10 protein-coding genes are annotated in these 16,442 nt (G+C 61.5%); 6 read left to right on the forward strand and 4 right to left on the reverse strand.

Annotated features, from left to right (window positions below; all coding sequences use genetic code 11):
- The first annotated feature begins 1 nt into the window (after position 1).
- Together DRET_RS10655 and uvrA are read left to right on the forward strand one after the other, a co-directional pair.
- Positions 2-679, forward strand: a complete 678-nt coding sequence (locus DRET_RS10655) for a TVP38/TMEM64 family protein (protein ID WP_015752554.1) — start codon at positions 2-4, stop codon at positions 677-679.
- 287 nt (positions 680-966) lie between these two features.
- Positions 967-3,726, forward strand: a complete 2,760-nt coding sequence (gene uvrA, locus DRET_RS10660; protein ID WP_015752555.1) for an excinuclease ABC subunit UvrA — start codon at positions 967-969, stop codon at positions 3,724-3,726.
- A 147-nt stretch (positions 3,727-3,873) separates the two neighbouring features.
- Here uvrA and DRET_RS10665 read toward each other — a convergent pair whose 3' ends face one another.
- Positions 3,874-6,588, reverse strand: a complete 2,715-nt coding sequence (locus DRET_RS10665) for a bifunctional acetate--CoA ligase family protein/GNAT family N-acetyltransferase (protein ID WP_015752556.1) — start codon at positions 6,586-6,588, stop codon at positions 3,874-3,876.
- Positions 6,589-6,987: 399 nt separating this feature from the next.
- Between DRET_RS10665 and acs the strand changes: the two genes are divergently transcribed.
- Positions 6,988-8,973, forward strand: a complete 1,986-nt coding sequence (gene acs, locus DRET_RS10670; protein ID WP_015752557.1) for an acetate--CoA ligase — start codon at positions 6,988-6,990, stop codon at positions 8,971-8,973.
- A gap of 60 nt (positions 8,974-9,033) precedes the next feature.
- Here acs and DRET_RS14030 read toward each other — a convergent pair whose 3' ends face one another.
- Positions 9,034-9,417: a type IV pilin protein gene (locus DRET_RS14030; protein WP_015752558.1), complete on the reverse strand. Its 384-nt coding sequence runs from the start codon at positions 9,415-9,417 to the stop codon at positions 9,034-9,036.
- Between the two features lie 277 nt (positions 9,418-9,694).
- On the opposite strand from DRET_RS14030, the gene DRET_RS10680 reads away from it, so the two are divergent.
- The 3 genes from DRET_RS10680 to rnr all read left to right on the forward strand — a co-directional run bounded on the left by DRET_RS10680 (position 9,695) and on the right by rnr (position 13,823).
- A complete protein-coding gene (locus tag DRET_RS10680; protein WP_015752559.1) occupies positions 9,695-10,402 on the forward strand; it encodes a Bax inhibitor-1/YccA family protein in 708 nt (235 codons plus the stop codon).
- Between the two features lie 102 nt (positions 10,403-10,504).
- A complete protein-coding gene (gene lpxK / locus DRET_RS10685; RefSeq protein WP_015752560.1) occupies positions 10,505-11,566 on the forward strand; it encodes a tetraacyldisaccharide 4'-kinase in 1,062 nt (353 codons plus the stop codon).
- Positions 11,567-11,678: 112 nt separating this feature from the next.
- Positions 11,679-13,823: a ribonuclease R gene (gene rnr, locus DRET_RS10690; protein WP_015752561.1), complete on the forward strand. Its 2,145-nt coding sequence runs from the start codon at positions 11,679-11,681 to the stop codon at positions 13,821-13,823.
- Between the two features lie 180 nt (positions 13,824-14,003).
- On the opposite strand, the gene mnmE is transcribed toward rnr, so the two are convergent.
- A complete protein-coding gene (mnmE, locus tag DRET_RS10695) occupies positions 14,004-15,389 on the reverse strand; it encodes a tRNA uridine-5-carboxymethylaminomethyl(34) synthesis GTPase MnmE (RefSeq protein WP_015752562.1) in 1,386 nt (461 codons plus the stop codon).
- Positions 15,390-15,741: 352 nt separating this feature from the next.
- Positions 15,742-16,422, reverse strand: a complete 681-nt coding sequence (gene jag / locus DRET_RS10700; protein ID WP_015752563.1) for an RNA-binding cell elongation regulator Jag/EloR — start codon at positions 16,420-16,422, stop codon at positions 15,742-15,744.
- Positions 16,423-16,442: the final 20 nt, after the last annotated feature.

Consider the following 16,442-nt stretch of genomic DNA (forward strand, 5'->3'; position numbering starts at 1 on the left):
CATGTCCGTTCTCCAAAAACTCTCTCTGGCGACCCTGACCCTGCTTATCGCCGCGGTGATCGCCTTGGGGATCTGGAAAGTCGCCGGCACCATCCCCCCAAGCCAATGGCTCGATTTCGTCCTGAACAAGGATACCAATCCGCTGCTGTTTATCATCCTTATGGCCATTTTGCCCTGTATCGGGGCCCCGATCAGCCTTTTCCTGGTGCTCAGCGGCATCAAATTCGGACTGCTGTGGGGGCTGTTGCTGACATTGGTATGCACGGCCATCCATCTGATCCTGACCTACCCCTTGGCCCGGGCACTGGTCTTCACCCATCTCGCGCCGTTTCTCCAGCGCTACGGCCGCGAAATCCCGCAAATCCCTGCCCACCGGGCGGTGGGGATGACCGTGCTGTTCACCGCCCTGCCGGGGCCGCCGTATGCCCTGAAAAACTACCTGCTGGTGGCCGGCGGAGTGCCCTTTCCTGTCTATCTCCTGGTGGCCTGGCCGATCCATGTGCTCATGGCCATCCCGTTTGTGGGCATCGGCGATTTCGCTTTGCGCCTCAATGTCCCCATGCTCCTGCTCTTTCTGGCCCTGCTTGTTGGCGGCAGCCTGCTGATCCGCAAATTCGGCGGCCGCTGGAAACGGGCTTTGGATCTCATCAACACCTCCGAGCCCCCTGAGCCACGCTAAGCATTGTTCTACAAACCTCTCGTCCTGCCTTGCGCCCCCTGATCCGTTGTGTATTCTCTTCACCACCACTGGTCTCCCGGCTCCGCATTGATGCTAGCGCTTTACAAACCGGAAACTGCGCTTACTTTCGAAAATTCGCGCAGCCGGAAAAACGGCTATGGGCCGACAGGACCGCCCCAACCATGGCGGCTTGTCTTGTCGCAATCGACGCCAGCCTCACAAACTGTGGCCATCACCTACAACCCACCGAGATTGCAAAACGGCGACCACCACCTTACGGAGAATCCATGCAAACGAGCATTTCCATATCCGGGGCCAAACAGCACAACCTCAAGAATCTCGATCTCGACATCCCCCGCGACCAGTTGGTGGTCGTCTGCGGACCGTCCGGCTCCGGGAAGTCGACCCTCGCCTTTGACATCGTCTACGCCGAAGGACAACGCCGCTACGTCGAATCCCTGTCCACCTACGCCCGGCAGTTTCTGCCCCAACTGGACAAACCCAAAGTGGACAAGGTCGAAGGGCTTTCCCCGGCGATCTCCCTGGAGCAGCACACCTCGTCGCGCAACCCCCGTTCGACTGTGGGAACCGTGACCGAATTGTACGACTTTTTGCGCGTCTTTTTCGCCCGGCTCGGCGTGCCGTATTGCCCCCAGTGCGGCAAACCCATCGCGGCCCAGAGTTCGGACGAGATCATCGACGACATCATGGCCCTGCAGGAACGGACCAAATTCATGCTCCTGGCCCCCCTGGTCGAACACAAGAAAGGCACCCAGGCCGAGCTTTTCAAGAAACTCAAGGGGCAGGGATTTGTCCGCGTTCGGGTCGACGGCGAGGTTGTTCCCCTGGACCCGGCACCGCAACTCGAGAAGAACAAACGCCACACCCTGGAACTGGTGGTCGACCGACTGGTCATGAAGCAGGGGCTTCGCAGCCGGCTGGCCGACTCTGTGGAACTTGCCCTGCAATTCGGCGAGGGCCGGCTCATTCTGGACATCATCGGCGACGAGGAAAAACTCTACAGCACCGAAGCGGTCTGCCCCAGCTGCAATATCAGTCTGCCCAAACCCTCCCCCCAGCTCTTTTCCTTTAACAGCCCGCAAGGGGCGTGCCCTACCTGCTCCGGCCTGGGCGCTCTCGACTATTTCGAACCCCGCCTTCTGGCCCCGAATAAAGGCCTCTCGCTCAACGGTGGCGGGATCATTCCCTGGAAAAATCCCCGCGTTCTGGCCCGCTTTGCAGACGACCTCCACGCCTTGGGCCATCGCTACGGCTTCGACCTGGACACCGCTTTGGGAAATTTCAGTGAGCAGGCTTGGCAGGCGCTGTTTTACGGAGACGAGGCCACCGGCTGGCCGGGAGCTATCAGTCACCTGGAGGCCGGCATGGGCCTGGGCCGGTTCTGGCGCGACGAAATGGCCCGCTTCCGGCAAAGCGCCCCCTGCCCGGCCTGTCATGGGGCGCGCTTGAAGCCGGAATCCCTGGCCGTTCGGGTCGAGGGCGTCAATATCCAGGACTTCACCACCTGGTCCATCGCCCATGCCCTGGAATGGCTCGAAGGACTCCGTTTCACCGGGTTTCAAAAGACCATCGGCGACCCACTGCTCCAGGAATTGACCCACCGACTCCGGTTTTTGGCCGATGTCGGGCTCGACTACCTGAACCTGGCCCGGAACATGTCCACCCTTTCCGGGGGGGAGGCCCAGCGTATCCGCCTTGCCGGACAACTCGGCTCCGGGCTCGTCGGGGTGACCTATGTCCTGGATGAGCCGTCCATCGGCCTGCACCCCCGGGACAATGCCCGGTTAATCCGAACCCTGCGCCAGCTTCAGCAGCGCGGCAACACGGTCCTGGTGGTTGAACACGACCGGCCGACCATCGAAGCCGCCGACCACGTCCTCGAACTCGGGCCGGGGTCGGGCGCCCTTGGGGGAGAGATCATCTACAGCGGCGGCGTGGAAGGGCTGCGCCAGGCTCCGGATTCGCTGACCGGCAAATACCTGCGAGGGGAGTTGGCCATCGAACCCCCGGCCACCCGGCGCGAACCCACGAGTATGTTGCATCTTCAGGGCGTGCGGACCAATAACCTGCAGAACCTGGAGTGCAGTCTGCCCCTTGGCAATCTGGTCTGCATCACCGGTGTTTCGGGTTCGGGCAAGAGTTCGCTGGTCGTGGACTCGCTGTACAAGCACCTTGCCCTGGCCCAGGGCATCAAGGTCGAAAACCCTGGGCAGATCGACAATATCAGCGGAACCGAGGCCGTGGAAAAGGTCATTCCCATCGACCAGAGCCCCATCGGCCGCACTCCCCGCTCCAACCCGGCCACCTACACCAAGGTCTTTGATGAAATCCGGAAGATCTTTGCCGCCACGCCTGAGGCCAAAAAACGGGGCTACAAACCCGGCCGCTTCAGTTTCAACGTTCGCGGTGGCCGCTGCGAGGCGTGTCAGGGCGACGGCCAGATCCGGGTCGAAATGCATTTTCTGCCCGATGTGTTCGTCACCTGCGAGGTCTGCGGCGGAAAACGGTACAACCGCGAGACCCTGGAAGTGCGCTACAAGGACCTGGATATCTCCGAGGTCCTTGGCCTCAGTGTCCGCCAGGCCCGGGCCCTGTTCAGCAATTACCCGGTCCTGGACCGCAAGCTCGGGGTTTTGGAAGAGGTCGGCCTCGAATACCTCGCCCTGGGACAGCCGGCCACTACTCTTTCCGGCGGCGAGGCCCAGCGCCTCAAAATCTCCCGTGAACTCGGCAAACGCTCCCTGCCAGGCACCCTCTACATCCTCGACGAGCCGACCACGGGGCTGCACATGCACGAAGTCGGCAAGCTCATTCAGGTCCTGCACAAGCTCGTGGACAAAGGGGCCAGTGTCATGGTCATCGAGCACAACACCGACGTGATCAAGGCCGCAGACCATGTCATTGATCTCGGTCCCGGCGGCGGCGAATTCGGAGGCCTGATCGTGGCCAGCGGCACTCCGGAGGAAATCCGGGACAATCCGCAATCCGTGACCGGCGAGTTCTTGCGTAACGGCCGCACCGGATAGCTCCTCTCCCGGTGCCAGCACGAACAAGGCCGGGAACCGCGTGCTGCGGTCCCCGGCCTTGTTGTATTCAATGCCCGGATTGCTGTGGTGTCCGTCGTGCCCCGGTTCGGGGGCGACGCGGCAGTCTCCCGGCCGTTTTGCTCACGCCTAGTCCTGAGACGTCTCCTCCCCGCTGCCGTTGAGCTCCAGCTTCAATTCGATCATCTCCTCATCGTCGTCCATGGGCAGGATCTTGAAACCGAATTTCTTGCCCAGCGCCCGCATGCCCTTGTTTTCGCGCAAGGTCTGGGCGACGAGTTCTTTTGTGCCCCGGCTCTGGCAATAGCTGATCATCTTGGCCATGAGGATCGACCCCAGGCCGCGGAGCTTGAGATCGCTGCGGACCACGATGGCGAATTCGGCCCGGATGTTGTCCGGATCGAAAAAGGCCCGGACTACGCCCAGGGTCTCCAGGTCCTCTCCGTCACCACCCTTGTCCTTGGCAATAAAGGCCATTTCCCGGTCGTAATCGATCTGGGTGAAGCGGGCCATCTGGGAATGGGGAAATTCCCGGACGTGCCCGAAAAATCTGAGCCGGATGTCTTCCGGGGTCAGGCTGTTGATAAAGCGGACATGGGCGGGTTCGTCCTCGGGCCGGATCGGGCGCAGCAGCACCGCGCGGTTGTCCTGGAGTTCGAGCCGCTCTTCGAGTTCTTTGGGGTAGGGGCGGATGGCGAGTCGTTGTGGTCCGGATTCCTTGGTTTGGCCGACCACCAGGCGAGCGTCCAGGACCAGGACCCCTTCGTGATCGACGATAAGCGGATTGATGTCCAGTTCCATGACCTCCGGAATATCGATGATCAATTGCGAGACCTGCATCAGGGTCAGGCGGACCGCATCCATGTCCACGCCGTTGGGCTGTTCCGGATGGCTCTGGAGCATACGGGCGATGCGGGTCTGCTGGATCAGTTCCTTGGCCAGGGTCATGTTCAGCGGTGGCAACCCCACGGCCCGATCGCGGATGACTTCCACGGCCGTGCCCCCCTCGCCGAAAAGGATCACCGGTCCAAACACCGGATCGGTGGTCGCCCCAACATACAGTTCGTAGGAACCCGGCCGCCGGGCCATTTTCTGGACCGTAAACCCCTGCAGTCGCGCGTCGGGTTTGAGTTTTTGCAAGCGGCCCTTGATCGAGCCCATGGCGTGTTCGACTTCTTCCGGGGATTCGAGATCCAGGGCCACCCCACCGACCTCCGATTTGTGCAAAATATCCGGGGAATAAGCTTTCAAGGCCACCGGATAACCCAGATCCCAGGCCAAAAGCTGGGCCTCCTCATCGTCCAGGGCGATCCGGGTGGGCACAATGGGAATCCCGTAGGCCCCCAGGACCTCTTTGGCTTCCGGTTCACTGAGCGTGGCCCGCCCTTCCTCGAGCGCCTTGCGGATCACCGCCCGGGCTGCGGCCGCGTCCGGTGTGAATTCGGCCGGCGCCGAATCCGGGGTTTCCATCAACAGTTCCTGGTTGCGCCGGTAACGGTCCATATCCAGAAAGGCCCGCACGGCCTTGTCCGGAGTATCGTAGGTCGGCAACCCGGCCAGGGTCAGAATCCGCCGCGCCGATTCCACCCCCTGATCCCCGAGCCAACTCGTGAGCACATTGCTCTTCTGCCCCCCAGCCACAGTCACGATCGCCCCGGCGATATCATCGGCGGAGACGAACGATGACGGCACATGCATGACCAGGACCGCGTCGATGGTATCATCGGCCACCAGATGACGCAGCGCTTCGGCATAAGTCTCGCTCACGGCGTGGTCCGGGATCTGGATCGGATTGCTCCGGGACCACTTGCCGCCAAGCACATTGTCCAGGCCGCGGATGGTGTCCTCGGAGAGGGTTGCCAAGGTCCCGCCGCGGCCGAGCAAGGCGTCGGTGGCCATGACCCCGGGACCGCGGCCGTTAGCCAGAATCGCCAAGCGGTTGCCCTGGATCGGTTGCGAGCGGGCCAGAGTCTCCACAGCGTCGAACAGGGCGTGGACCTCGAAGACCCGCAGCATACCGGCTCGCCGGAAGGCGGCGTCATACACGTCGTCATGGCTGGTGAGCATCCCGGCATGGGAGATGCGGCTCTCCTTACCCAATTCCTCGCGGCCGCCCTTGATGACCAAAATCGGTTTGTTGCGTGATGAGGAGCGCACCGCGGACATGAACGGACGGGCGTTTTTGATATCTTCGATGTACAGGAGAATGGATTTGGTGAAGGGATCGTTGCCCAGGTAATCGATGACCCCGTGGAAATCGATGTCCGAGCTGTCGCCGAGGGAGACGAAATGGGAAAAGCCGATGCCCCGCGAAGAGGCCCAGTCGAGCACAGCCTGGCTCAGGGAGTCGGATTGGGAGACAAAGGCGATACGTCCAGGCAGGACATCGGTGTGCGCAAAACTCGCGTTGAGCCCGTTGCCGGGAATGATCAGCCCGAGGCAGTTGGGTCCCAGGATCCGCACCCCGTATTCCCGCGCCGCCGCGAGCATGTTTTCCTGCAGAGTCCGCCCCTCGCGATCGGTTATGGTGTCCAGGTCCGTGGACATGACCACCGCCGCCTTGGCGCCCCGTTTGCCGAGTTCCTCGACAAAACCGGGCACGGTCCGCGGCGGGGTGCAGATCACGGCCAGATCCGGGGTGACCGGCAGACGGCTGACATTGGGATAAGCCAGGACCCCGGAGACCGCACGGTACTTGGGATTGACCGGCATGATCGGACCGGGGAAATCCGCTTTGAGCAGATTGTGCATGACCACAGCCCCGATACTCATGGGGCGGTTGGAGGCACCGACAATGGCCACGGACTTGGGCCGGAACAAGGCATCGAGATTCTTGAGACTCATGTTCGTCCCCCGAAGACGGTCGTTGGCAACGCTTTCGACCCGTTGGCAGATCTGGATATCCGTACCCCAATGCCAGAGAACCCTCTGTATGGGGTGGTATTGTGCTGTATGACCTACTCGCCGGGCAAAGTCAAAGCAAGCGCCCTGCTGGCGGAGCAGCGGTGACGCAACAGACACACTGCAGTTTTTCCAAAAAAAAAGAGAGACACGCCCCCCAGAACTCGCCTGGAGTTACCTGGACTGCAGCGTACAGGTGTAGAGACTGATCGTTCGATCAGTCGCCCGATTTGCCAAATCCAACGAAGTTTGCCACATAGAATAGGGCGACTCGTTTTCTCCAGTGCCGGATGGTACGACCGCACTGGAGTTGGATCACACAAACACGGTAAGGGGGTACCAATGGGTGGCTCAGACGAACACATTGAGAGCATGATGCACGAAAGGCGGCACTTTCCACCGCCACGCCACGGCAGCGAACGGGCCCACATCCCGGGCCCGGAGGCCTATGATGACCTGCGCGACCAGGCAGCCAGGGATCCGGAGGGGTTCTGGGCCGAACGAGCCAAAGCGTTATTGGATTGGGACAGTGAATGGGACACGGTCCTCGAGGCAGATTGGGAGACACCGGAATTCAAATGGTTCGCTGGCGGCAAACTCAACGCCTGCGCCAATTGCCTGGACCGCCACGTCGCCAGCGGCCGAGGGGAAAAGACCGCACTGATCTGGCAGGGGGAGCCGGAAGACGACGTGCGGCAGTTCACCTACGCTGAATTGCGCGATGAAGTGGTCAAATTCGCCAAGGTCCTCAAAAAATGGGGCGTGGGCAAAGGGGACCGGGTCGCCGTCTATCTGCCCATGATCCCGGAGTTGCCCATCGCCATGCTCGCTTGCGCCCGCATCGGCGCCGTGCACTCGGTGGTTTTTGCCGGGTTCTCGGCCCACAGCCTGCAAAACCGCATCCAGGACTGCGAGGCCAAGGTCCTGATTACCGCTGACGCGGTCATCCGGGCCGGCAAGCAGATTCCCTTGAAGACCAACGGGGACGAGGCCCTGGAAGCCTGCCCATCGGTGGAGCATTGCATCGTGGTCAACCGGGCCGGACTGGACGTCGCCATGCACGAGGGGCGAGACGTCTGGTGGCACGACGCCGTGGCCGGCGACGACGGAACGGACTGCCCGCCGGAATCCATGGACGCCGAGGATCTGCTGTTCATCCTCTACACCAGCGGCTCGACCGGCAAACCCAAAGGGGTCGTGCACACCACGGGTGGCTATCTGACTTATACGGCCCAGACCACCCAATGGGTCTTTGATATCCAGGAGGACGACGTCTATTGGTGCACCGCGGACATCGGCTGGATCACCGGCCACTCTTACATCCTCTACGGCCCGCTGGCCCTGGGCGCGACCACGGTCATGTTCGAGGGCGTGCCCTCCTATCCGCAGCCGGACCGGTTCTGGCAGGTGGTCGAGAAATTCAAGGTGACAATTTTTTACACCGCCCCCACGGTCATCCGAGCCCTGATGCGTGAAGGGCCTCAATGGACCGAAACCCGGGATCTTTCCTCCCTGCGGCTGCTCGGCTCCGTGGGCGAGCCCATCAATCCCGAGGCCTGGATGTGGTACCACGACCACGTCGGCAAGGGGGAATTGCCGGTGCTGGATACCTGGTGGCAGACCGAAACCGGCGGGATCATGATCTCGGCTGTGCCTTACGCCACGACGCTGAAACCGGGATCAGCCAGCCAGCCGCTGCCGGGCATCGAAGCCGATATCGTCGATCGCGACGGAGAACCGGTGGGACCGAACCGCGGGGGGCATCTGGTGGTCAAGACACCGTGGCCCGGGATGCTCCGCAACGTATACGGCGATCCGGCCCGCTACAAATCGACCTATTTTGAACGCTTTCCTGGGATGTACGAATCCGGGGACTCGGCCCGCATGGATGAGGAAGGGTATTTCTGGATCATGGGTCGGCTGGACGACGTCATCAATGTCTCCGGGCACCGTCTGGGCACCGCGGAGATCGAATCCGCCCTGGTGGCCCACGAAGCCGTGGCCGAAGCCGCGGTGGTCGGCATGCCCCATGAGGTCAAGGGCCAGGCTATCTACGCTTACGTGACCCTGAAGTCGACCTTCCAGGAAAACGATGAGTTGCGCAAGGTCCTGCGCCAGCACGTGCGCACCGAGATCGGGGCCATCGCCACGCCGGAGATCATCCAGTTCGCGCCCGGCCTGCCCAAGACCCGCTCGGGGAAGATCATGCGCCGTATCCTGCGCAAGATCGCCGCGGACGAGACCAACGCCTTCGGCGACACCTCGACCCTGGCCGATCCCACGGTTATTGCCGACTTGATAGATGGTAAGAATTTGTTGGGGAAATAAAATAAAAAGGGCCTCGTCAAAAGAGGCCCTTTTTACTAAAAAGATAATCACATCGACTATCTACTCAACAGTACAATCTATATCAGTCACATCATTGTCAGTAGTCAGTGTGCAATTTGCATCATCATAACTTTCTACAGCTATATTGCTGAGGCTATCAGTAGAGTTGGTAGCCTCATCTACCAGACCATCTGAACCTATCTCCAAGGTCACAGTGCTATCACCTAATGAACAATCATAACTTGCAGTCCCATTGTCAGCAAACTGCGCAGACAATATACTAATACAATTACTTAAATTTCCTTCCAGCTGGGACTCCATAGCACTAGCCTTATACTTCGTAAACTGCGGGATAGCGATGGCGGCCAGGATACCGATAATGGCTACGACGATGAGCAGTTCGATCAAGGTAAAACCGCGTTCATTCCGTTTGGACATCTGCATAACTCTTCCTCCTTCGAAAATACAATGGTTACCGTTTTGCCTCGAGTAAAAGCATATCGCATGCCAAAAAAATCTTTGAGCCAATCCAGACCCTTAGGCTCAGACACCCTCTCGCTCTTGCCACATCCTGTCACATCCCCCGAAATGCACTGCCAATTTTCGTCACCCCTTCGCACATAACGGCCCCTGACCCGCATCCGACATCTTGACTTTGCCCACAGGGTATCTAGAGTATGGAAACGTTTACAGTTCGAATCCAAACGGAGGACACCCCCTTATGGCAGATTTTCGTAATATCACCGCAACCCAGTCCAGCGCGGTGGCTATCAACGCCTTCATGCGCGGAGTCTACACCTGGATGTCTGGCGGCCTGCTGCTCACGGCCGTGGTCGCTTTCGGGGTCATCAACACCCCGGCGCTCATCCAGACCGTGGCCAGCAATCCGACCATCCTGCTGGTGCTCATCCTGGCCGAACTCGGCCTGGTCCTGACCATCAGCGCCGGCATCTCCAAACTCTCCGGGACCATGGCCACGAGCCTGTTCATGCTCTACAGCGGCCTCAACGGCGTCACCCTGGCCCCTATCCTGCTGCTGTACACCGGCGCCTCAGTGGCCGGGACCTTTGTCATCTGCGCCGGCATGTTCGGAGCCATGTCCCTCTACGGCTTGACCACGAAAAAGGACCTGACCTCCTGGGGCAGCTTCCTGTTCATGGGCCTGATCGGGATCGTCCTCGCCGCGGTGGTGAACATGTTCCTGCAAAGCGCCATGATCGAATTCGTGATCAGCGGTGTCGGCGTTCTGGTCTTCACCGGCCTGACCGCCTGGGACACCCAGCAGCTCAAGACCATGGGTGAAACCGCCCCGGCCGACGACGCCACCGCTGTGCGCCGCGGCACCATTCTCGGCGCCCTGCGGCTCTATCTCGACTTCATCAATCTCTTTCTCATGCTCCTGCGCTTCTTCGGCCAGATGCGCGAGTAACAAACGCTTCGGGCAAGGCGGCTGCGGCCGCCTTGCTTTTTGCCCGCCCGGACTGTTTTCCTCGCATCCCAACCTGAATCCTGCGGCCCAAAGTGGTGTGCTATGCCCGATCCCGACTGGTCCCACTGGCAGGCCCGCCTGGCCCCGCTTCTCCGCCCCGCCGGCCGGCTCTATGCCCAGGCCATGCGCTGCCGCGAACACGCCTACGCCGCCGGCTGGCTCACCTCCTGGCGCCCGCCCGTGCCTTGCGTCAGCGTCGGCAACATCGGTTGGGGCGGCTCCGGCAAGACACCGCTTTGCCAGTATCTGCTCCGCCGGGCCGCAGAGCACGGCCAGCGAGCGGCCCTGCTCACCCGTGGGTACCGCGCCCACCCGCCCCATCTGCCCTACCTGGTCCGCGCGGACAGCCCTCCCGACGAGGCCGGTGACGAACCGCTTTTACTGGCCCAGAGCTGCCCCGAAGCGCACGTCTGGGTCGATCCCCTCCGGCCCCGCGCCGGCGCCCGGGCCTGGCGCACGAGCCAGCCCGATCTCTACCTCCTGGACGACGGTTTCCAGCACCTCGCGGTCAAACGGGATATCGATCTGGTCCTGCTCCGGCCAGAGGACCTGGACAGTCAATGGGACACCGTCCTGCCCGGAGGGTCCTGGCGGGAAGGGCGCCGCGGACTCAGACGCGCCGACGGGTTCTGCATCCAGGCCCCGCCCGCGCAGTGGCCCCGTCTGCGGGCCAAATTTATCGACCGCCTCGGAGCACTGCAAAAGCCCCTGTTTTCCTTTTCTCTCACCGTCCAGGGCATCCGCCACTGCGAAACCGGTCTGCTGCGCGCGGCCCCGGGGACCCCGTATTTGCTTATAAGCGGCGTGGCCGGACCACAGCGGGTCCTGCGCACCGCAACCGACACCTTCGGCCCTCCAGTCAGACACCTCTGCTACCCGGACCACCACCAGTTTACGGCTGCGGACTGGGAGACCATCCAGCGCACCGCCCGCGACCACGCTTGCCCCACCGTCCTGTGCACCCCCAAAGACGCGGTCAAATTGCGCTCCCTGGCCGACGACTCCCTTTTCGCCTTTGACCTGGACCTCGCTTTTGGGCCACAGTGGCTGGCGGCAGCCCCCTTTTCCAAGTGGCTGGAACACCGGCTCGTCCAAAAAGTGTAAGGGCGCCGCGCCACCGGTTTCCCGAAGCGATCCCCTTTCGCTTCGCGTTTCCATTTTCCTCCCCAATTCCGGGCCAGACACCATTCTCGCCCGCAAACACCAGGACGCATTCATGGCCAAGCGGAAAAAAAAGCAGAATACCAGCGGTCGCATCCAGGCCAGAGACCTGTTGCGGCTTTTTCGTGAACAGGGCCGCCCCCTGTCACGCCGGGAGATCTACGAGCAGCTCAAACCCGGCGCCAAAGACAAAAAGATCATCCGTTCACTGCTGGACTCCCTGGTGGACAGCGGCAAGCTGATCAAGATCGGCAAAGGGTATGGGCTGGTAGAGAAGATGCCGCTCACGCCCGGACGTCTTGAGGTCCAGCGCTCCGGTGTCGGCTTCGTCATTCCCGACGACAAACGGCTCAAAGATATCTTTGTCGCTCCGGACAATTTCGGGGACGCCTGGCACGGCGACCGGGTCATGGTCGCCAAGACGCCCGGCAAACGGGGGCGGAACCCCGAGGGCCGCATCGCCCGGCTCCTGGAACGGGGGTGTTCGAAACTGCCGATCCGGGTCACCCGGTTGCTGGGCGACGAGGCCGTGCTGGGCCGGCCGACCTCGACCCGCCACAATTTCAGCCTCATGGTCGATATCACCGGACTCGAGGAGCGCCCCAAGACCCGAGACATCCTCCTGGTCGCCCCGGGCGAAAAAATCGAACCCTACCTTTGGGGCGGTGAAGCCCTGGAATATCTGGGCGCCGAAGAGGAGGCCCATGTCCAGGAGGATCTGGTCAAAGCGTCGCACTCTGTGCCCACCGTCTTTCCTGAGCGGGCCTTGCATGATGCGCAACAGCTCCCGGACGAACCCGACCCCGAGGAAGTAGCTCGCCGGGCCGATCTGCGCCACCTCCCCTTTGTGACCATCGACGGGGCCAAAGCCAAGGATTTCGACGACGCCATCCATGTCGCGCCCACGGACAGCGGCTACACCCTGCATGTGGCCATCGCCGACGTCAGCCACTACGTCCATCCCGGCAGCGCTCTGGACAAGGAGGCCCAGCAACGGGGCAATTCCTATTACTTCCCCCAGTCCGTGGAACCCATGCTCCCGGAAAAGCTCTCCAACGGGCTCTGCAGTCTGCGACCCAACGTCGACCGCTTGGTCATGGTCGCGGAAATGGATTTCACCCGGCAGGGCAAGCGGACAGGATCGCGGTTTTACCCGGCCGTGCTCCAAAGCGCTTTCCGCTTGACCTACGCCCAGGTCAAGCAGGCCGTCCTGGACCGTGACTCCGCCGCGCGCGACCCGCTGACCCCGGTCCTGCCCATGCTTGAAAACGCCGAGGCCCTGGCCCGGAGTCTTTTGGCCATGCGCCAGCGCCGCGGGACCATGAATTTCGATCTCCCGGAACCGGAAATCCACTTCAATCTCCAGGACGAGGCCGTGGACATCCGGCCCCGGGTCCGCCATTTCGGGCACCAGATCATCGAAGAATGCATGATCGCGGCCAACGAGGCCGTCGCCGAATTCCTGCGCGACCGCGAGGAGCCCTGCATGTACCGGGTCCACCCGCCACCGGACAGCGACAAGTTGGAGACCCTCTTTCGCCTCCTGGCCCAGACCGATCTGGCGGAATCCCTGCCCCAGGACACCAGCCCCAAGGACTTGCAAGAATTGTTGACCCGGGTGGAGGGCACCAAACTCGAATTCCTGGTCAACCGTCTTCTGCTCCGAACCATGATGCAGGCCTATTACAGCCCCAAAAACGACGGCCACTTTGGATTGGCTTCAGAGTGCTACTGCCATTTCACCTCGCCCATCCGCCGCTACGCCGACCTGGTCGTGCACCGCTATCTCAAACGAACGCTTGCCGGCGAGGATCCGGGCAAGACGAATATCAAACGACTGACCAAGGTTGCCGACCACATCAGTCAGCAGGAACGTCGGGCCATGGAAGCCGAACGGGAAATCCTGAAGCGGCTGACCATCCTCTTCCTGCGCGACCACGTCGGGCGCACCTTTACCGGGGTCATCGCCTCCCTGGCCGATTTCGGGTTCTGGGTCGAACTCGACGAGGTCCTGGCCGAAGGCATGGTCCGGCTCTCGACCCTCAACGACGACTACTACGTTTTCTGGCCGGAAAAACAGCAGATCATCGGCGAACGCACCGGGCAGACCTTCCGTTTAGGGCAGGAAGTCCGGGTGACCTTGACCGACGTCAACCTGGACCGTCTGGAGGTCAACCTGGCCTTGGAAGAAAAATCCTGAGTCCCTCTCCGTTCCAAGGCCAATCCGCTTTCGCCGTTTCGATACGGCTGTGCCCTGACCGAGGCAAAATCCCGGAACCGATTCTCGGTTCCATACACAAAACCGCCTCGCAGATCAGTGATCTGCGAGGCGGTTTTGTCAAAATGGGCCCGCGGCCACTTTTTACAAAAGAGGGCCAAACTACTTCCCGATACAGAACTCGCCGAAGACCTGTTCCAGGACGGCCGCGGGGGTCATCTCCCCGATGATCTCCGAGAGGATTGTGCAAGCGGTTTCCAAGCGGACACTCAAGAGATCGTACGGCACCCCGTTTCGACATTCGTCATACAGCGCCCGCAATTCCTCTCGGGCCTGAGCCAGCCCCTGGGATTGGCGGAGATTGGGGACCAGTTCCCCCTGCTCCGGCTCCTGGCGCTCACCCACCAGCCGTTGGCGTACCGCTCGGATCAAGGCGTCGACACCGTCGGCCTCCACGGCCACGGCCGGTACCGTCGGCAGCCCTTGTGCAGCGACCGCCTCCTGGGTCTCTGTGTGGGGCGGCAGGTCCTGTTTATTCAAAACGACCAATGTCGTCTCGTTCGGAGCCTCCTGGAGCAGGGCGCGGTCGTCCGCGGTCAACGCCTGACTGCTGTCCAGCACAACACAGACCAGATCGGCCTGCTCCAGCAATTCCCGTGACCGCGACAAGCCCGCCCGCTCGACCAGATCATCGGTCTCGCGCAATCCCGCCGTATCCACAAGGCGCACGGGTAGCCCGGACAGATTGACCTGCTCTTCGAGATAATCCCGGGTTGTGCCGGCGATCGGGGTCACAATGGCCCGCTCCCGTCCCAAAATCGCATTCATGAGACTGGACTTGCCGGCATTGACCCGGCCAGCCAGCACCACCAGGGCGCCGTCGCGCCAATACCGGTCCCGCTCGAAATTGGCCATGATAGCCTCAATATCCACCAGGACCTGTTCCAACCCTGCTTGGAGCTCTTCCGGCGCCAAGCACTCGATCTCCTCTTCCGGAAAATCCACGGCCACGCACATCTGGACCCGCAGGCTCTCCAACCGCTGACGCAGGTCGCGGATATAGCGTCCCAATCCCCCGGCCAGTTTGCTCCCGGCCAAACGCAGACTGCTGGCTGTCGGGGCATTGATCATTTCCGCCACCGCCTCGGCCTGGGTCAGATCCAGACGGCCATTGAGATACGCCCGCAGGGTGAATTCCCCCGGCCGCGCCAAACGGACGCCGCATTCCAGGACGGCCTCGAGCACGGCCTGGACCACGGCCGGACCACCGTGGCAGTTGATCTCCACTATATCCTCCCCGCTGTAGGACCCTGGGCCGGGCATAAAACTGACCAGGACCTCATCCAAACGAGCACCGTGGACGTCAGTCACCCAGCCGTGGTGGAGCCGGTAGGGCTTGAATGCCTCGAACGTTTGCCTGGCCGAGAGAAATAACCGCTGGGCGACGGTCAGGCTTTTCGGGCCGCTGAGGCGGACGATTCCCACCCCTCCGCTTCCCAGCGGCGTGGCGATAGCCCCGATGGTCTCTGTCGACTGCCCCTGTTCCATTAGCGCACTCCTTAAATGGACCTCTGTCTTGGACTGGATGCCGCCCGCGTGTGTTCTCTGGATCTGGCCGCAACCCCAAGCAACTGCCACGGACCCGGGTGGGGGATTGGGACCACGGCCTGGAAGCTGCCTTGAGCGCCACATGAATCTCTGCCCCGGCCAACGCTCCCGCCTGGGAACACATAGGCACAAGCCCGAGAGGCTCCCTACGCTCTTTTTCCAGGCCAGGGGAACAATTCCCCACCCGGGGCCACAAAGACCAGACTTCCGGAGCGCAGACACCACGTAAAAAGGGGCACAGCGTTGCCGCCATGCCCCTGTCTTTATCTGAAACTCTTGGTATTTCGCCCGTTCAGGACTCGTACTGTTGGGCGGCGGCGTTATCATTGGAACGCTTCCGGTCCCGCTTGGGCATAATCAGCACCCGTTTCATGGGGCCGTCGCCCTTGCTCCTGGTATTGATGTCCTGCTCGTTCTGCAAGGCCATATGCACCACCCGGCGGTGGTACGAGGACATGGGCCGCGTGCTTTGAACCCGGCCGGAATCCTTGGCTTTCCGGGACAAAAACAAGGCTGTCTTGCGCAGATTCTCCGTCTGCCGTTCCCGATAATCACCAGCATCCAATTGGACCCGGACCCGCTCCGGCCACCGTTTGGCCAGAATACGGTTGACCAGATATTGCAGCGAGGAAATCGTCTTCCCATCCCGTCCGATAATCAAACCGGAATTGTCCTGATCCTGAATCTCCACTGTGACCGGGTCCTGCTGGACATCAATCTTCAATTCGGTCTCCCCGATGATGGGCGTCAGAATCTGGGACACGACATCACGGATCAGCCCTTCCAATTGCCCGAGATTTTGTCTCGGCTTGGCCTGGACCCGCGCCTTGCGGCTGCCGAGCCCGAATATCCCGCTCGATCCTCCATCAAGGATTTCGACCTCCAGGGCGTCGCGTTCTTTACCAAAATGGGCACAGGCATCTTCAATGGCTGCGTCAACACTTTTGCCTTCGAATTCCCTCATTTCGCTCATTGCAGTTCTCCGTACCTATT

The organism is Desulfohalobium retbaense DSM 5692 (assembly GCF_000024325.1).
Classification (GTDB): domain Bacteria; phylum Desulfobacterota; class Desulfovibrionia; order Desulfovibrionales; family Desulfohalobiaceae; genus Desulfohalobium; species Desulfohalobium retbaense.